The following is a 17745-nucleotide window of genomic DNA, read 5'->3' as shown; positions in this document are numbered from 1 at the left end:
CTAATGATTAGTTGGTGTAAATAAATAGTGAAGTGTTAGCTGTATTTTAGTAAGATGGAAGTAATAGGTAATGTAGCAAAGGGGGATAGGGTATGGGGATTTTTTTTAGAAGAAAAGAGAAGTATTCAAACTCTATAGAATGGCTATCTAAAAACTCAATCCAGTTAAGAGAACCAGCTGAATGTATGCCTGAAGAGTTTGAATTTCTCCGTCATATAATAAAAGATAAGAGAATTGTGTGGTTAGGGGAAAACGGTCATAACATAAGAGAACATAATATGATGAAGTCAAAAATAATAGAATTTCTACATAAAGAAATGAATTTTACCGTACTAGCATTTGAAAGTGGATTAGCGGAATGCCATAGCGCTAATGAGTTAAAGAAGGAGTTTACAGATGAAGACTTTTTAAAAAACGCGATTTATTCTTTATGGGCAACAAAAGAAAATCTGTCTTTGTTTCAGCTAATGAAAAAATCAGATTTAAGTTTAATAGGAATAGATAGTAACCCTTCTTCGAATCCTGAACTTTTCGTGAAATTTGTTCAGCAGCTGAGTTCTGTAGTGTCTGAAGGCGTGATAGAAAAGATAGAATACATTGAAGCAGGCGCGTATAAATGGTACTACCAACTAGGGCAATATAAAGCGAGAAGAAAAAAAGTCCAAGCAGAAATGCTACGTGAGTTTGCAACGTTTAAAGAAAAAGCAAGTGCAGTGATAGCAGACTTAGAAGCTATACATAAAGAATACATTTTCGATCTTGAAAATCAAGAGCTTGTACGTCAGTTTAAAATAATCCTTCGCTGCCTGCAAAATCGCTTGTATTTTATAAACCATTTTCATAACAACTACCGAACATATAGAAAAGTAAGAGAAAAACGAATGAAGGAAAATCTAGAGTGGGTTTGCCAGGAGCTGTACCCTGACGAGAAAATAATTATTTGGGCACATAACCTTCATATTTTTAAACAATACAAAACATTTACAGGATTTGAACCATTAGGAGCAATCGTTTCTAATGAAATAAAAGAACAGTCTTATTACTTAGGGTTATTTATGTATGAAGGTGAAATACATACGGACACGGGACAGCCATATAAAATAGAGAAGCCGCCTAAAAAAAGTCTAGAAGACTATATGCATCAAGTGCAGTCACCGGCTTTATTTATAGATTTTTCACAGCTTGAAAAAACCTCAGTAAACAAGTGGATATTCACTAAAACGATCTTTTTAGAAAGTGGTACCATGCCAACTTTATTTGTACCGCGTGACCAGCTAGACGGTGCTTTACTTGTTGAATCTGTTTCTCCCCCTGAGTATCTTAAACGCAACAAAAATAAATAAGAAAACGTAATGAATAAAGAGGTTATGCACATTGAAAACCTATAAATTCAGTAAAGAACATGGCGAAAAAGTAGAAAAATATCAGTCGCATTTAGCCACTTACGTAAAAATGGCACGAACAAAGGAAGCAGCTACGATCGGTTATATGCATATAGAAGGAGAAGGAACAGTAGGATATCACGAAGCGCCTATACCTCAGCTATTTATCGTAGTTGAAGGTGAAGGGTGGGTAACAGGAGAGAATCAAAAACGAATACCCATTAAACGTGGAGAAGCAGTACTGTGGGAAAAAGGAGAATGGCATACATCGGGAAGTGAAACCGGTATGGCGGTCATTGTCATTCAATCGGAGGAGCTAAATCCTGAAACATTTATGGAAAGGAAAAAGCACGCTTAGATAAGTTATCTAGGCGCGTGACTTTTCTATAGGACTTTAAATTTTTTAAGGGCAAACTCAATCCCGTCTTCACCCGATTTCTTCGTGACAAAATCAGCGGCGTTTTTTAACTTGTCAGATCCGTTGCCCATCGCAATTCCAAGGCCGGCTAACTCTATCATATCGATGTCATTTTCTTCGTCTCCGAATGCGATAGCCTCGGATTGATGGATGTTAAAATAGTCTAAGACCTTCAGGATAGCTACCGATTTTGTAATTTCTTCTTGAAGAACACTTACGATAAAAGGATGCCATCTTTTAAATAGTAAATGAGGAAATCGCTGCGTATACTGCTCGGCGGTTTTGTCATCACCATACAAACACATTAAATAAATATCTTCGTCATAAATACGCTCATTAATTTGAGGATAATCACTGAGCGATAACGTTTCCTTTAGGGCTTTTAAAATATTATCATCTTTGATCCCGTTCATGCTGAGCTCTTTTGTGTAAAATGAAAGACCGTGATTTTGCGAGGCTGCGTATTCAAATACTTCGCACGCGACGTGCTTGTCCATAGACAGCTTATGAATGACTTCTTCATTATGTACAGTAAACGATCCGTTTGCGGTAATAAGCGTATCTATGCCTAATTCTTTAATTTCTTCACAGAGAGACAAAGGTCTGCCTGTTGCGGCAACAACTTTTATTCCTTTGTGCTTTAAGCTTTTTACAATCTCTCGAGTTTTGGTAGAAATAGTCCCGTTTTCGTGATGAGTAAGAGTTCCGTCCACGTCAAAAAATACAATTTTATAGCTCATAGTAATCTCCTTGCTTAAACAGCTCGATCTTTTTTTACATTTACAAGCAGTAGCGCACAAATTAAAAGAGCAGCTACATATAAAAACGCAGAAACAACCGGTTTATGTAAAAAAGCAATATGATTGTATGAAGAGTCATACAAATAAAGAGCGGCTAAAAATAGAAAAGGCAGTAGTTTCTTCATGTTGTCACCTCCTGGTTTTATTATACATATTTTCCTTGTATTTGTACGTAATCTTAATAAGAGCGATAGAATAATAGTATTTTATAAGCAAAGAGAAAGCGAAGTGACAAATATGACTGTACATCACTATATAGGTTCTCCTTATGAATTACCGACGGGAAGCTTTGGCATAAAAGAAAAGTTGGTGCCTTTATCCGAAGTTTCTCCTTTTAATCGAAATCCAAAGAAAGAAAAGCTGATTACAATCTATGAAGAAGAAGATGCATACGGTATTAGTATCAATTACTTAACTGACGGGTACAGCGATATAAAGCATGTATTCGCCTTGCCATATATCTACGAATTATCTTGTGATGTGCACCCTAAATCCATAAGAGAGCTTTTTACATATATTGAAGAACACCTGATAGAGGGTTGTCACATCGAATTATATTCTTGCTTGGATGGTGATGAAGCGGAAGAAAAAGATTCAAGTCTAGATACGAGTATTAACTTAAAAACGCTTTATTTTGGAAAGCATTATGAATTAGACAAAAAGAAGTACATCTATGAGTTAGGGGAAATGTTTACATTTGAAGATAAACAATTTTTAGTGGTGGTGAAGTGAGTTGGTTAGCCTGTAACTTTTGGGTAAGAGTTATAGGCTAACCAGTTTAGGCAGACTAATATTTATAAAAAAAGCTTAATATACGGAAGACTCAAACCAAAATAAATAACAAATGACATAAGCAAGTAGCAGCCGATAATACTTCTTCTAACTGGTTTAGAAGCTTTTTTTAGCCAGCCCCAGTGTTTATCATCATAGTCAAAAATGAAGTAATCCAAAATGACGGATAACGTGATAATAGCAGCAATCATTAGTAGGCCCATATGTATCCTCGCTTTCAGTTTATAAAGTAATTTCCTATTTATAACAATATACCTTATTATCCAATTAATTACAAAATGGTAAAACTTCTATGAAATCTAGGGGGAGTTTTTATAGAAGGTAGTTCACGGTTTAGTATTAACTACCTTATTATGGTAGAATCCATAGCGTATAGTATAGCTTTTTTTAAAAGACAGCTATGAAAGTATTGGATTATGTTTATTTTATAGATAAGGGAGATTAGTTAAAGTGGCACGAATTATCAACTTTTGGTCATTTATCTGTGCATTACTATGCGTTGCTTTCTTTTTCATCGCATTTTATCATTCATCATTATTAAATATAAATTTATGTTTAGCAATTATTCTATTTTTCGTCAGCATCGCAGGCTTTTTTGGAATAAACAATTGGACATCGGCTCTGAGAAGTATTCTAACAGTGGTAATTAGCGGTGTATTAATCCTCGTTACGGGGTTTATTATCTTTACCGGCTACCTTTTCTCGTAGCACGTACATAAGAAGTACAACGATGAAATTATGAATCGATATGGACAAGAACTCTTGCAGTTTACTTACTCGTACGCAAATGGAGTAGCTGTTGCAGAGGATTTTTAATGATAAATTTTCTTAATAGCATATAAAAAGAACAAACAGCAGCTGCCGTTTGTTCTTTGTGATGTTTACTCTATTATTATATTTACATAAACTCAATTTAAATATATTGATCTATTAAAAAAAGAGAGCTAGTGCGCCTCTAATTAGTTATTTAACGTTTTCACTAATTGAATAGCTTCAAATTCAATCTCTTCGTTTTTCTTTTCAATTGCTCCGCCAATCATAAACACATCAATGAAGGCCCAGATTCCGAATCCACCAAGCGTTAAAGTCATTGCAATTGCCATTCCAATGTTTCCTGAATAGTAACGGTGTCCGCCCAGGCCACCTAGAAAGAACCATAAAGCATAAGCAATTCCTTTTGATTTACTTTTTTTATTCATTTCTGATTGAACCATTGCTAGTTGCTCGGCTGTTAAGTCTTTCTTTGCTAATAAGTTATTCAAATTTTACTTCCCCCGAATATTTTTATATGTTTTTTCAACGAGTAATAATATACCACATATAGGTAACTAAAGACTCACTCAATTTCCATATGGTGTATTATGCTCTTCTAATGTAACAATTTGTTCCTATACAAACGCTTTCTTACTATTAAATAGTTTCCGTGTACTTCGTTGTATAAAGGAACAAAAGTTAATGGGGGACACAGCTGAAAGTTAAGTTATATAAACTAAGTTAATTATCCAAGTCTTTTCTGATAGATGCTATAGACAAATGAATGAACTGCTTTTAGTAACACCCTTAAAAGTTGGTTGGAGAAGTAGTCTACAAGTACATATAAAGTTACTAATACATGTACGGACTTAAACGTTTCTCTTTTTATAAATACTTCTCTATTGAGCAGGCTACAGGAATAAATATTCAGACTAGTAAGCTCGCTCAAAATTACCTTTCGTCCTTCGGTGTAGCTGCTCTGTTCCCGTATCTCTTTTCAATAGTTTTATACGTAACTCCAGTTAAAACGGACAGTATTAGCACCTTTCCTATAAGGTTAAGACCATAGTTATATTTTAGATATTCTAATAGTACTGCATATACAAAGACGCAGATACCTAATATGACATGTTTCATAAATAACTCCTTTGTCATTGACTTCATACAGCTATATTTTAACGTATAAAAGAGGGCTAAATCGTTAGCCCTCTTTTAAGTAAGCTTGTTAAGTGCACAGCTGTTTTTTAACTCAGTTATTTACATTCAAAAGAATAGTCATTGGTAATTGGATTATGTATCTCTACCATGGCTTCTCCGCCGTTATCATAACATCTTGAGGTCAAAGTTTGTATCTCTGTACTATTAAAATAGCTAGAACAGTTAAGCAACACAGAGATTACTAGTAATAAAGTAAGTAAAACAATTACTATTTCTTTTATTTTGGATTCAACGATAGGTTTAATTTTTTATTCTCCTTTGCAATTTACATGAAAAGCTATAGGTCTAGTAACAATGAGTCATAGTTAATGTTTAAATTTTAAGAGCTTGATCTTCGGATAGTGGAAAATCAAGCTTTTATTCTTTTATATAGAAATTCCAATAACCTTATCTAAACCAAGATTTTCTTACAATTTTTAATTTACCTGTTTTATTCATAGTCAACAGTCGTTCCCCCAAATACAAACGTAATAATCCCCAATACAAAGAACAGCTGAGAAATTACGCCTACTATACTGCAGATCAGCCCGGCAATCGCGAGTCCTTTACCGCCTTGATTGGAAGCAGCTATTTGATTTGATGCTTTTTTGTAGAAGATAATGCCAATAATACCTGTAATAAACCCGATGATTGGAATAAAGATGGATACGATACCTAGAGTTAGAGAAACAATAGAGTTGGTGTTTACTTGAGATTTTGTATTAGTTTCCAACAGATTCACTCCCTATGAATGATATTTTTTGATTATACCATAAAAAGGAATAATATCCTTTTTACTAATAAAAGTAGAAATTTTTAGAATTATATGTGTCCCGGTATATTGTCTATACGTCATTTCATCAAACGTACAATGACAGCTACAAAAAGAAACTTATTTTTTGATTTCTATAAAGAAATCGGTTTTGTGGGCTACCTTAGATTAAACCTGCTTCACAAAACATTTAACCTAAATTAAGGAAAATGTGATATAATAATCCATAAGGATGTGAATAAATGGAATTATTTATACCGGATGCTTTTCTGTATTTATCGTTTGCGATTATGACAGCATTCTTTGTACATGCTGCTATTAAACTAGCTACATTTCAAACAATACATAAGCATGTTTGTCTGCAGCAAAAGGACATGTATCTCATACAAAATGTGAATCTTTTACGGGCTCAGGATCTCATAAGCTGCTTGTATTACAAATTTAAGTTTATATATTCTGTTCACAGACAAGAAGCAATAGGTGAACAAGATGATGAAGGTCCGCATTCGCCAGTATTTTTTTAACCGATTAAAAAAATACTGGAGGAATTTAGATGTTAAAACATAAAAAGAAGATTTTCTTTATTGTCGTTTCCATTTTTCTACTTGCCGGCTGTGATTCATCAAACGTGATTCAAAGTTCGCACACTCACTTTTTTGATCACTATTTTATTTATCCTTTTTCGCTACTCATTTTGTTTATAGGAAATACGTGGCTTCATCAAAGTATTGGTTTTTCAATTATGCTTGTGACGGTTGGCGTACGTATGCTGCTGGCGCCTTTAAACATTCTTCAATATAAAAATCAGCTGAGCAACAAACGTATCCAGCCTCAGCTTCAAGAGCTAAAAGAGAAGTACAAAGATAAAGATCCTGAGAGTCAGCAGCAATATCAGCGTGAAATGATGGAACTTCTTAAAGAAAATGGAGCCAACCCTCTTATGGGATGCCTTCCTTTACTTGTTCAGCTTCCCGTCTTTTCAATCGTGTACTATGCGATTAGACGAATAGATGAAATTAGCGCATCATCTTTTTTATGGCTTGACTTAGGACATGCAGATCCGTATTTTATTCTTCCAATCGCGGCGGCAGTTGCTACGTACTTACAGTCAAAAGTTATGCAAAGTGATGTAGAAGGAGTGAATCAATCGCAAGCAGTGTTATCTCGAATTCTTTCGCCTCTCATGGTGCTTTCATTTGGAATCTTTTCACCATCTGGTCTTGTTTTATACTGGATGACGGGCAGTTTGTTTATGATTTTTCAGTCTGTTGTATTAAAGAAGGTTGTTCAAGAAAAAGTAGCGCTTGAGGCAAAATAAAGAGATTAAAAGGTTGCTCTGTTAGGAGCAGCCTTTTAGTGAAAGGAGGGAGCATTATGAAGAAATATATTCTTTCATTCGGCGTAACAATTGGCACCATAGCACTTTTATTTTTTATCGGCAATACATTTCATATTTCGTTACTGTCAGTTCAGTGGATTTATGTAAATGAACCGGAAAATTTTCAAATGGAAGCAAAAGGCGGTTTAATACCGGTAGCCGTCGGACTTATTCTTGGTTTTATAACGGACTACATATTAAGTGAAAAAGAAAAAAAGCAGGGTCATCAATTATAGTGAAGAAAAAGGATCTTTTATAGCAGATCCTTTTTTTATTTGTGATTTCGCTAAATAGGTCAGGCAAGAATAGTACAGGCAGATGTTGTCATACATATTACGGTCATCAAAAACAAATGAAGAGGCAGCAAACCTTTATGTTATCATCGACTTTTTATAGTTTACTAGCTATAATTGGTATTAAATAGTCATTTTTGTAAATAAAAGGTGATTCTGTGTGCTGTCAAAATGACTAAATTAGTTACTTTCTATGACTACACCTAACTCTACTAATAGAGAAAGTGAAGTGAGCAAATGACAAATCTTTTAGAAGTTAGAAACATGGCAAAATCGTTTGGCCAAAATGAGGTTTTAAAAGATGTTTCCTTTCATGTTCCTCCTGGATCGATTGTGGGATTTATTGGTGATAACGGAGCGGGTAAATCTACGACGTTTAAAGCAGTACTAGGATTAATTTCGAGAGATAGCGGTACTGTCGAAATATTTGGTGAAGACAATTTGAATACAGATGCGACGATTAAAGAAGATATTGGAGTCGTGTTTGATGCGATTAATCTGCCGGTTTCTTTGACCATAAAACAGTTAAACAACGTTTTTAAGAAACTATTTAATTCTTGGGAAGAAGCTGGTTTTCACCGGTTGATTCGTTCGTTTTCGTTGCCAGAAGATAAAAAAATACATATGTTTTCGCGCGGCATGTCGATGAAATTATCTCTAGCTGTAGCGCTGTCTCACCGTGCTAAATTATTGCTGTTAGATGAAGCGACAGGAGGACTGGATCCTTCGTCTAGAGAGCAAATACTAGATGAATTAAAAGCATTTGTCAGCGATGGCAGCAGCGGAATTTTGCTTTCGTCTCACATTATGAGCGACGTCGAAAAAATAGCGAGCCACCTTGTTGTGATTAAAAACGGTGAGGTTTTATTAAATGAAGAAAAAGAGAAAGTTTTTCAAGAGTATGCAATTGCCGTTATGAATGAAGAACAGCTGAACTTACTTCCTGAAGATGTAGTAGTGGCAAAAAGAACGTATGATACGTCTGTCCGTGTACTCGTATCAGATAAGCATCAGCTGCCAGATGAAACTATAACTGAACCGATGTCGATGGAAGAACTAAGCGTGCTTTTAACAAGGAGTGAAACGTAAATGAGAGGTCTATTGTTAACGAACTACTACCTCATTCACCGAAGCTTTTTGACTTACACAGCGCTCGCCATAGTTATTTCTGCGGTCATCTTTTATTTTGCGGATCCTTCATTTTACCGTATTATAGCGATGTTAATTATTTTATTAATGGCAATGCCAGCGCTTGAAGTGATCAAATTAGAAAGTAAGACCGGCTATGACAAATACGTGCTTACTCTTCCGATTAGTCGAAAAAATGTGGTGCAAAGCCACTATGTTTTCTATTTTTTAATTGTCGTCAGCGGAACCATCCTATCCTATGGTGTTTTTTCAATGTATTCGCTTATTTCCCAGAGTGCAGTAGAGGATATAATAAATATCGTTTCGTTTGGTACATTCATCGTACTTTTCGCCGGTGCACTTGCTTATCCGCTTCTTTACGTATTCGGAGCAGAGAAATCTGACGGAATAGTACTTGGAGGAGGCATGGGAGGCCTTTTCGTTGCGATTGCTTTACAGGGAGCTGTTGGCTATTTCGTCGAGATATTAGCGGCATCAAGCTTACCGATTGCTTCTTCTTTGCATGTTCCTATCTTATATACTCTTTTTGGGATGGTAATGTATATTGCTTCTTACTTTATTGCGCTGTCTATCTACCAGAAGAGAGAATTTTAGTATGACTTGGTTTTGAAGTAAAGACTACAAAGCGTTCTTTAAGGCTATTTATCAACAAATAATTCAAACAAAAAAACAGCCACAACATTTGATAAACTAAGCAAACAAAATCTCAAAAATATAGCCGATATGATTGGTGATCAAGCTTGAGGGATAAGCACTTTTACAAAAGTTAATTGTGTCCTCTATACACATGTATTATAGTAAAAGATGCAGTTTTAAAATGAGAAAGGAGATTATATGGGGAATTCGTTTAAACAGGCTTCAAACGTATCAAAAAACGCTTTTATTGCTACACTGATTTTGTATATCATTATTGTAGCATCTTTTATTCCATCAATTGTATTTGCGGGGAATGTCTTTGCTATAGTAATTAAAATAGCAGCAGCACTTTTAATCTTAGTAACAATCCTAGGAATGATTTATTCGCTCTTCATTAAAGGCGGTCAAAAATTTCTTTTTTTACTGTTACATGCCGCTTCTTTATTTATTGTGTTGTTTAGTATCTCTGCTTTTATGCTCGCTAAAAGCGCTGAGTTGACATAGTGAAGAGGAATTACATATGCAAAAAAGCAGGAGAAATCCTGCTTTTTTTTATTTTTATATGATTTCAAGTGGATTCATATGTTCTCGAGAGGCGCTGCTGACTATTTGGCTAAACTTGTTTAACAAGAAGAAAAGAAGGAAAAGGAAGGAAAAGGAGATGTGATAATTTGGAAATGATCATAACCTTGGAAGCTGGGGGTTTTTCTAACTTTATCCTGTTATAAAAGAGGAGAGATTAATACAATGAAATGGTACAAGCATGCGCTCATTCCTTTTGCCATAGGATTTTTAAGCTTCGTATGTTTTATGATTTATAGTAAAGCAGCAGAAAATACGAGTTTTCAGCTGAACCAGGCGCTGTTTATTTCAATTGGTATAGGCATTGGTGCAGTCCCAGTCTCATTTTTTGTAGAATATCAAAAGAACAAAGAAAATAAAAAGTTTCATAGCTAAGTTATTTACGGAATGGCCCCTAGTTCTTTATTTTGTTGGAAAAGGTGGCGTATTTTATATTTGTCTAGTCCTCATGAACTAACCTATTGATATGTTAGTATTAGATGAAACAACTTTTTTAGGTGTTAAAGTCTGTAATCTATGAAATTCATGTAACTAAGCATCCCATGGATTCGAATGTAATTAAATTAACGGGGGTAGTCCTGGAGTTCACTCGTTAATTCTTCTACACTGTCAAATTATGTTGATGGAACTCTGCACACATCTCGGCTGAATCCTATTAAAGAGCTGAAAAGCCACTAATTACTATCAGTGGCCTAGAGAAATCCTTATTATCGCTGTTCTGATTCAACCAAAATTTTAACTTGGTTTTTTTCCTTAATCAGGCTTTCGAATCCTTCTTCAATTACATCGTCTAGAGCTATCTTTTTCGTTACTAACTTTTCGGCTGAGAAGTATCCTTTTTGCATAAGAGATAATACCGCTGGGAACACGTTACGATAGCCAATGATTCCTTTAACAGTTCGTTCTTTAATTACAATATCATTTGGTAGAATTTCTGCTCCTTTTTCCCATATGCTAACGATGATAGTTTCTCCACCAATTCCTGTAGATTGGATTGCTTGACGTAATACAATAGGTACGCCTGTTACTTCAAAAGATACATCTACGCCACCGTCAGTTAATCTACCAATTTCAGCTACCGTATCTTCAACTTCAGCAGGATTGATGATGATTGCTCCTAATTCTTCTGCTTTCGCTTGTCTTTCTGGAGATAATTCAACTGCATAAATATCGGTTGCACCTGCTGCTTTCAACGCTTCAATGACAAGAAGTCCAATGGGGCCACATCCAAATACAGCAACTTTGTCTCCTGCTTTCACTTTACTTGAACGTACTGCATAAAGAGCTACTGCCGCTGGTTCTACTAGAGCACCTTGTTCATAAGATAAATCATCTGGAAGTTTGAATAAAAGTTCTTCGTCTACAGCAACATATTCACTAAGACCTCCACCGCCTCCGGCTAAACCTAAGAATCCCATTTGTTCATCTAGGTTATAAGCACCTTGGTGTCCATGTGTAGCAAAGATTGGCTCAACTACCACACGATCACCCACTTTATAACGAGTTACACCTTCTCCAATCTCTACTACTTCACCTGAGAATTCATGTCCAAGCGTCACTGGAGCAACCTCATTAGTGAGAGGGTGCGGTCTATCAACTGGAATAAAGATGGGACCGCCTAAGTATTCATGCAAATCACTACCGCAAATTCCACACCATTTAACTTTCATTTTTACCTGACCAGCCTGTACAACCGGTTCATTTATTTCTTCAAGACGAATATCTTTTTGATTATGCCATCTTAGCGCCTTCATATACTACATCTCCTTGTGTCATTTCTTTTACTATACCTATAAGTATACAATCAGATATGCTTATGGTAAATTTAGTTAATATTAACGATTGTTAAGTAATACTTAACTAAAAGAAAAAGAGGGCATTATGAATATTGAACAGTTAAAACATATGGTGGAAATAGATAAAACGGGTTCACTAAAAGAAGCAGCTAATAATCTGCATATTACGTTACCTGCACTAAGCCAATCTATAAAAAATTTAGAGAAAGAACTAAATATAATGATTTTTCATCGTTCTAGAAGAGGATCTATTCCAACTGAAGAAGGTCATAGGTTAATTGAAAAGGCCAATTCTGCTTTATTGAAAATTCAAGAATTTATGGATGAAGCAGAAGCGTATACAAATACAATGAATGGTGAAATAAAGATTGCAACCTACCCAGGACCAATGGAGATTCTCGTTCACTTAATAACAGAAATTAAAAGAGAATATCCGAACATAAAGGCTTCTGTCTATGAAAATAGCACCGAGTATATTATAGATAAAGTTCTAGAGGGGGAGGTAGATGTAGGTTTTATTACTTATACAGAAAAAGAAGAAACAAAGTATCGGAACTTGGTATTTAAAAAGTTATTAGATGGCCATATGGTAGCTGCAGTAAATAAGAATTCGCCATTAGCCAAACAAACACTCATTACTGAAGAGATGTTGCTCAACCAGCCCATTGTTTTATATAATGATAAATATATTCAGGAATTTATGAAAGGTTTTAGTTCATTACCATTTGATATCTTGTTTACTACCAATAATGTAGATACAATTCGTAATACATTGGAAAATAATACGGCAATAAATATAGGATTTGACTACGCATTTAAAACAGATGCCGGCTTATCTAGAAGTGATCAATATGTAGTCGTTAACTTTGCTCCTCCGCATTACAAAACTTATTCTTTTGGCTACTTTTATAACGCTAATAATGGTCTTTCTAGAATAATAAGAGAATTCTTAAAGCGGATTCATAGAACTATAGTAAATAACGAATTATAAAGAATGAAGGTTAAAAAAGAATTATTTCAGAGAGAGGGAAATGTGTGAAACGTCATTTAACCTTAATTTTATCTTTATGTAGTAGTTTACTTGTTTTTTTATTGTCACTGTTTCAATGGGATTTAGATGATCGGATAGGGAAATACGTAAGTCCGTATATATGGTTATTCTTTGTCATTCCTTTCTTTTTACTGCTAACGCTGTGGACAGGAATTTATCTGTTTATCAGTAGAAAGTGGCTGCCTTTAGTCATTCAAGTGATAACCGTTGTGCTGTGGTTCTTCATTCCGTTTGAGCAGCTTAATTTAGACATAAACTTTAAACTCCATCAGCAGAAGAGAGAAGAAGTGGCAGCTAAAATACAAAAAGGTGTTCTGAAACCCGATGAAGCCAACTATCCATCGTTCCATTTTTTACCCAATGAACCCGACCTCTCATCACTAATTGATCTGCCGAAAGAGTATGTGAGCGTATCTAGAGGTCGAGATGATGTCGCAGTAGAAACCAAAGGAAAGGCAACCTCCGTACTTTTCTTTACAAACCTTGGGATCTTAGGTCATTTCTCAGGCTTTGTGTATGACCCAAACAACCGTAAACCTTCATCGGGCGATTTTGGTCTGAAGTTTGAAGAAATAAAAAAGTTACAAAGGAATTGGTATTATATATCTTATTAGTAAAAAAACGAGCCTGGGACAAACGTATGTTAGCTCAAGTGAAAAACGGACCCTTGATCAACATGTTTGATGGGTGGTTCGTTTTTTTTGTTAGGATGAACGTAGATTTCACCTGTTTAGATTTCTTGCTTTATTCATTACTAAGAAGCGCAGTTTAGTTGAAAAATAACTAAAAGAATAAAAAGTGAGAATTTTTAAGAAAATTTTAATAACTGTCTAAGAAACTTCTAATTTCTCCTTTATTTTTTTGTAAGTTGTCTCCTTTAAAATAAAAGTAATCGAGTAGCCCACCTTATTTTGAATGGTTGAAAGCTCAATAAGGTTGTATGACGAAAATACGAATGGGTAACCTCACTACTTAAAATGGAGGCTGATGTACACTTATGAATCTAGAGGTTTTTCGAAATTACTCCTTGCAGCATTTGAAGAAAGATATACTATCGGGTATTGTTGTTGGCATTATAGCTATACCTTTAGGGTTAGGATTTGCGATAGCTTCTGGAATATCACCTGTTACAGGACTTTATACAACGATTGTAGCGGGCTTGCTAATTGCTATTTTAGGTGGATGTAGGTTTCAAATCGCGGGACCTACCGGTGCATTTGTTCCTGTTTTATTAGGGATTGTGTTGCAATATGGCTATGAAAACTTATTAATTGCCGGCTTTATGTCTGGAATTCTCCTCATTATCTTTGCGCTATGTAAAGTAGGAGCTTTAATCAAGTATTTTCCGTCCTCTATTATTATAGGATTTCAGTCGGGAATCGCGCTGATTATCTTTAGCGGGCAGATACCAAACTTCCTTGGGCTGCACGCGATTGACAAATTTCAGTTTTTTCATTTGAATATAAAAGAGATCTTTGGTAATTTACACTTCATCAACATCTATAGTATCGCTACAGCAGGATTGTGCTTAGCTACGATTTTAATTGTTCTTTACTTTTCGCCTAAGTCGCTGGGAATGTCTTATTTACTCGGAATTATTGTATCAACGGGCTTGGCATCTTTTTTCTTTTCCAATCAGTTTGAAACCATTGGTTCCATTTACGGAGAGATACCTCGTCATTTTCCGGCGCCAGCGTTTCCAGATATAACAGTGGAGAGGGTGGTCACTCTTTTACCTTCTGCATTTGTCATTGCTATACTTGTAGGGTTACAGTCTTTACTGACAGCTCGTGTTGCAGATGAAATGACAAAATCAAAGCACAGCAGCAAAAAAGAACTGATTGGACAGGGAATCGTAAACATGGTAACGCCAATGTTTTCAGGTATTCCCGCAGCAGGAGAAATTGCAAGAACGGTTACCAATATTAAAAACGGCGCTTCCTCTCCAATCGCAGGAATCACGCACGCTATCTTTGTGTTGATTGTGCTCTTGGTGCTTGCGCCGTACGCTTCATACGTTGCGCTTGCCAGTCTCGCTCCAGTTTTGATGGTCGTAGCGTGGAATATAAGTAAAAAAGAACAGTTTGCAAAAGTGATAAAAGAAAGATCATTTCATTCGCTGGTTTTACTCACGACTTTTTTGTTAACGGTATTTACAAATTTGACAGTAGGAATAGCCGTTGGATTATGCCTGTGTGGTGTACACTTTATGGTGAAAAAGAGTCAAGAAAAACAAAAGCTATTAAGAAAAACTGGTTAATGTAAGCATATAAAATAATACGCGTAAAAACCCCCGCTGTAGGCTTAGACAGTGGGGGTTTTAGTAGTAATGAAAAAGACTATCTCAATTACTTTCCTTCAAACCAACAGCGGGCGTTATCAAAAAGCATGTGCTGAATCTGCTGTTCGGTTACGCCTTTTCTTTTTAATTCCGGCACGACTTCTTCTAACACAAAGCTCATTGACCATTTTGGAAAACGTTCTTCAATTACGCCTTCTGGAAACCAGTCCATTGTACAGCAGTAGTCTTGTGATAGAAACATGCGGTTTGAGTATCCTTGTTTGGCTAACTCAATGACCGTGTTATTTCTATTTTCAGTTGAACATTCTCTTGTTAAACCGTAGCGGTCCATTCCAATAAAAGCCCCTTGATTTAAAATGTTTGAAATATATTCAAGGTTATCCGTATCTCCCGTATGTCCAATCAGAATTTGATTTGGATTAGCACCTTCTTCAAGTAAGATATCAAGCTGCTTTAAGCCTGTGCCGCTTGCCGGATGTGAATGGGTCATAATCGGCACGCCCGTTTTTTTATGAGCTCTTGCGACGGCACGCATTACTTTTTCTACATCGGCCGTTACGCCAGGTGCATCTGTAGCGCATTTTAGAAAGCCTGCTTTAATCGACGTGTTTTGAATGCCGACTTCGATATCTCGAACAAACAGATCTGCCATATAGTCAATGCTACGAGTTTGAAAATGGGTAGGGATGTAGTTATACGTATAAATTCCTGTAGCTGCGATGATTTGAGTGTCCGTTTCACGGGCAATTTTTTCAATAAAACGAATATCGCGCCCTTGTTCCATCACCGTAGGATCACAGATTGTTTTGACTCCGAGCTTCTTTGCGCGATTTACTTGTTCTACTGCTTTTGCGATTTCTTGTTTTTCATCATATAAATGAGGAAACTGTGCGTGAACAGATTCAGAACGAACGCGCATATGCTCATGGATTAACGTTAGCCCTAGTTCTGACGCGTTGACTGGGCCTGTTACAGAATTGATAAATGTCATAGTATGATTCCTTTCATAATCTACCTGTAAATCAAACAGTGGATGACCAGGTACATTTTTAATTTAATCTGTTTTATTTTTATATATAGACTACCGTTATAAAAAACACATATTGCATTATACAACATATGTATTGTCTTATACAACAGGCGGTACTTTTACTCCCTATGACAAAAAATCCTTCTTTCCAAGCAGAAAGAAGGACCATTCATATTGATCATTACCCAGCGTTTACGCTGTAATGATCACCGTTTAATTTACGAAATTTTAGATAGCTGCCAACTCTCCAAATAACAATATATATAAAGGCTAGCGTCATCGTTAAGACCGCGAAGTCTATCGAATCTAACCCTTTAAAGTACTGGCTCAAAGCCATTCTTATGAAGATAATAGCAATAATCACATATTTAAAATTTTTATTTGGCTTTGAGTAAATGAAGCCGTCTTCTCTTACTTCATAGTCCGTTTGCCTAAGCATAATGAGCCCGAATATAACACCTAATACACCAGCAATCAGCATTTCCCAGTAGGGTGGTAAGTGAAAGGGCTGGCCCGGTATGTGCATCAGCTGACTTAGACTAAGTGAAAATGCAATCAATATGAAAAAAATAGGTGCTAATATACCAAGTCCATTCTTTTTAATGGGCTTATTTTTCTTTTTCATCTTTCTCCAAATAATGAGTCCAATAAGAGCGATAACAAATATATAAATAAGCAGCATTTCCATCGTTATTTTGCCTCCTTTTTTATTTCTACGTTCGTACAATCCACTATTTAGTATAAACAATAAAAGGATGAAGATAAAAGTGCATTCTTTCATTTTTTACACATGAGAATTCTCACTATTTTTTATCACTGCCCTTGTAGGTTTTGGTATACGCCACATTAACTGTTTCTTTCTTTTTTACCACAATATGTTAGAATTGTAGAAAACGAGAAAACATAGTGCAAGCAGGTTCCGTTTACACGCTGCCATAGTTATAGAGGTGAATGAGTTGAGGTTAGGAAATCAGCTAGAAAAATTAAGAGAAGAACAAAAAATGTCTCAAGAAGAGGTTGCTAAGCAAGTGGGTGTATCTGTACAAAACATACATAAGTGGGAAAATAATCAGAGCTATCCTGAATTTGAGCATCTTTTAAAGTTAGGGGACATCTATGGAACAACCATTGATGAATTTATTAAAAGTGATGCTGCGTTACAAAACAAAATAAACATTAGCGAAGAAGAAAAAGAAGACGACGATGAACTGCTTCACCCAGGTTTTTATATCGGAATTGGTATTATGTTTCTTGGTACTTTTCTTAGCTTGATTATCGGCAATCTTACAATCACGATGGTGACCAACATCGCTGGAATGTTAATTATTTGTTTTTATAAAGAGATTTTAAAACTTTTGAAAGATATCAAAAAGGATTTTTACGAACAAGGATAAAAGAGCAAGCTGCGTAAGCC

General features: G+C 35.6%; 22 protein-coding genes. 14 read left to right on the top strand and 8 right to left on the bottom strand.

The window, feature by feature from the left end:
• Nucleotides 1-92: 92 nt before the first annotated feature.
• Complete coding sequence (locus tag ACFX4E_RS14075) at nt 93-1343, top strand: erythromycin esterase family protein (protein WP_377238512.1); 1251 nt, start codon at nt 93-95, stop codon at nt 1341-1343.
• A 31-nt stretch (nt 1344-1374) separates the two neighbouring features.
• The gene (locus ACFX4E_RS14070) at nt 1375-1740 is read left to right on the top strand and encodes a cupin domain-containing protein (protein ID WP_377238511.1); all 366 of its coding nucleotides are present in this window, start codon (nt 1375-1377) and stop codon (nt 1738-1740) included.
• 26 nt (nt 1741-1766) lie between these two features.
• Here ACFX4E_RS14070 and ACFX4E_RS14065 read toward each other — a convergent pair whose 3' ends face one another.
• Nucleotides 1767-2540 (bottom strand): Cof-type HAD-IIB family hydrolase, encoded by a 774-nt coding sequence (locus tag ACFX4E_RS14065; protein WP_377238510.1) that lies wholly within the window; start codon nt 2538-2540, stop codon nt 1767-1769.
• A gap of 14 nt (nt 2541-2554) precedes the next feature.
• The gene (locus tag ACFX4E_RS14060; RefSeq protein WP_253351550.1) at nt 2555-2725 is read right to left on the bottom strand and encodes a hypothetical protein; all 171 of its coding nucleotides are present in this window, start codon (nt 2723-2725) and stop codon (nt 2555-2557) included.
• Nucleotides 2726-2837: 112 nt separating this feature from the next.
• Here ACFX4E_RS14060 and ACFX4E_RS14055 point away from each other — a divergent pair, with 112 nt between their 5' ends.
• On the top strand, nt 2838-3332 hold the full coding sequence (locus ACFX4E_RS14055; RefSeq protein ID WP_377238616.1) for a hypothetical protein: 495 nt from the start codon (nt 2838-2840) through the stop codon (nt 3330-3332).
• 62 nt (nt 3333-3394) lie between these two features.
• On the opposite strand, the gene ACFX4E_RS14050 is transcribed toward ACFX4E_RS14055, so the two are convergent.
• The 3 genes from ACFX4E_RS14050 to ACFX4E_RS14040 all read right to left on the bottom strand — a co-directional run bounded on the left by ACFX4E_RS14050 (nt 3395) and on the right by ACFX4E_RS14040 (nt 6075).
• A complete protein-coding gene (locus ACFX4E_RS14050) occupies nt 3395-3595 on the bottom strand; it encodes a hypothetical protein (RefSeq protein ID WP_377238509.1) in 201 nt (66 codons plus the stop codon).
• Nucleotides 3596-4351: 756 nt separating this feature from the next.
• Nucleotides 4352-4654 carry a TM2 domain-containing protein gene (locus ACFX4E_RS14045; RefSeq protein ID WP_176526488.1) on the bottom strand — a complete coding sequence of 101 codons (303 nt, stop codon included), beginning with the start codon at nt 4652-4654 and terminating at the stop codon, nt 4352-4354.
• Nucleotides 4655-5793: 1139 nt separating this feature from the next.
• Nucleotides 5794-6075, bottom strand: a complete 282-nt coding sequence (locus ACFX4E_RS14040; protein WP_098332718.1) for a DUF4190 domain-containing protein — start codon at nt 6073-6075, stop codon at nt 5794-5796.
• A gap of 281 nt (nt 6076-6356) precedes the next feature.
• On the opposite strand from ACFX4E_RS14040, the gene ACFX4E_RS14035 reads away from it, so the two are divergent.
• From ACFX4E_RS14035 to ACFX4E_RS14005, 7 genes are all read left to right on the top strand, one after another.
• Nucleotides 6357-6638 (top strand): hypothetical protein, encoded by a 282-nt coding sequence (locus tag ACFX4E_RS14035; protein WP_098332719.1) that lies wholly within the window; start codon nt 6357-6359, stop codon nt 6636-6638.
• Nucleotides 6639-6667: 29 nt separating this feature from the next.
• Nucleotides 6668-7432: a membrane protein insertase YidC gene (yidC, locus tag ACFX4E_RS14030; RefSeq protein ID WP_377259061.1), complete on the top strand. Its 765-nt coding sequence runs from the start codon at nt 6668-6670 to the stop codon at nt 7430-7432.
• 56 nt (nt 7433-7488) lie between these two features.
• Nucleotides 7489-7728 (top strand): hypothetical protein, encoded by a 240-nt coding sequence (locus tag ACFX4E_RS14025; protein WP_336064084.1) that lies wholly within the window; start codon nt 7489-7491, stop codon nt 7726-7728.
• 294 nt (nt 7729-8022) lie between these two features.
• Nucleotides 8023-8874: an ABC transporter ATP-binding protein gene (locus tag ACFX4E_RS14020; RefSeq protein ID WP_098432316.1), complete on the top strand. Its 852-nt coding sequence runs from the start codon at nt 8023-8025 to the stop codon at nt 8872-8874.
• Nucleotides 8875-9528: an ABC-2 transporter permease gene (locus ACFX4E_RS14015; RefSeq protein ID WP_279620384.1), complete on the top strand. Its 654-nt coding sequence runs from the start codon at nt 8875-8877 to the stop codon at nt 9526-9528.
• Between the two features lie 240 nt (nt 9529-9768).
• Complete coding sequence (locus ACFX4E_RS14010) at nt 9769-10074, top strand: hypothetical protein (protein ID WP_098432313.1); 306 nt, start codon at nt 9769-9771, stop codon at nt 10072-10074.
• A gap of 243 nt (nt 10075-10317) precedes the next feature.
• Nucleotides 10318-10527, top strand: a complete 210-nt coding sequence (locus ACFX4E_RS14005; RefSeq protein ID WP_377238436.1) for a hypothetical protein — start codon at nt 10318-10320, stop codon at nt 10525-10527.
• A gap of 332 nt (nt 10528-10859) precedes the next feature.
• Here the strand turns inward: ACFX4E_RS14005 and ACFX4E_RS14000 are convergent, their stop codons facing one another.
• The gene (locus ACFX4E_RS14000; protein ID WP_028409435.1) at nt 10860-11906 is read right to left on the bottom strand and encodes a 2,3-butanediol dehydrogenase; all 1047 of its coding nucleotides are present in this window, start codon (nt 11904-11906) and stop codon (nt 10860-10862) included.
• Between the two features lie 127 nt (nt 11907-12033).
• Between ACFX4E_RS14000 and ACFX4E_RS13995 the strand changes: the two genes are divergently transcribed.
• The 3 genes from ACFX4E_RS13995 to ACFX4E_RS13985 all read left to right on the top strand — a co-directional run bounded on the left by ACFX4E_RS13995 (nt 12034) and on the right by ACFX4E_RS13985 (nt 15259).
• The gene (locus ACFX4E_RS13995) at nt 12034-12939 is read left to right on the top strand and encodes a LysR family transcriptional regulator (protein ID WP_377238435.1); all 906 of its coding nucleotides are present in this window, start codon (nt 12034-12036) and stop codon (nt 12937-12939) included.
• A 44-nt stretch (nt 12940-12983) separates the two neighbouring features.
• Entirely contained in the window at nt 12984-13613 is a 630-nt protein-coding gene (locus tag ACFX4E_RS13990; protein WP_377238434.1) for a hypothetical protein, read from the top strand.
• A gap of 383 nt (nt 13614-13996) precedes the next feature.
• Entirely contained in the window at nt 13997-15259 is a 1263-nt protein-coding gene (locus ACFX4E_RS13985; protein ID WP_098580045.1) for a SulP family inorganic anion transporter, read from the top strand.
• 88 nt (nt 15260-15347) lie between these two features.
• Here ACFX4E_RS13985 and ACFX4E_RS13980 read toward each other — a convergent pair whose 3' ends face one another.
• Together ACFX4E_RS13980 and ACFX4E_RS13975 are read right to left on the bottom strand one after the other, a co-directional pair.
• Nucleotides 15348-16292: a phosphotriesterase family protein gene (locus ACFX4E_RS13980; RefSeq protein WP_098432305.1), complete on the bottom strand. Its 945-nt coding sequence runs from the start codon at nt 16290-16292 to the stop codon at nt 15348-15350.
• 220 nt (nt 16293-16512) lie between these two features.
• Nucleotides 16513-17019, bottom strand: a complete 507-nt coding sequence (locus tag ACFX4E_RS13975) for a CcdC protein domain-containing protein (protein WP_377238433.1) — start codon at nt 17017-17019, stop codon at nt 16513-16515.
• 268 nt (nt 17020-17287) lie between these two features.
• On the opposite strand from ACFX4E_RS13975, the gene ACFX4E_RS13970 reads away from it, so the two are divergent.
• Nucleotides 17288-17725 carry a helix-turn-helix domain-containing protein gene (locus ACFX4E_RS13970; protein ID WP_377238432.1) on the top strand — a complete coding sequence of 146 codons (438 nt, stop codon included), beginning with the start codon at nt 17288-17290 and terminating at the stop codon, nt 17723-17725.
• The last annotated feature ends 20 nt before the right edge of the window (nt 17726-17745 follow it).

It is taken from the genome of Priestia sp. YIM B13491 (genome assembly GCF_042787605.1).
GTDB classification, from domain to species: Bacteria; Bacillota; Bacilli; order Bacillales; family Bacillaceae_H; genus Priestia; species Priestia megaterium_E.
The sequence above is the reverse complement of the archived record's forward strand: the minus strand, read 5'-3'. Positions and strand labels throughout refer to the sequence as shown.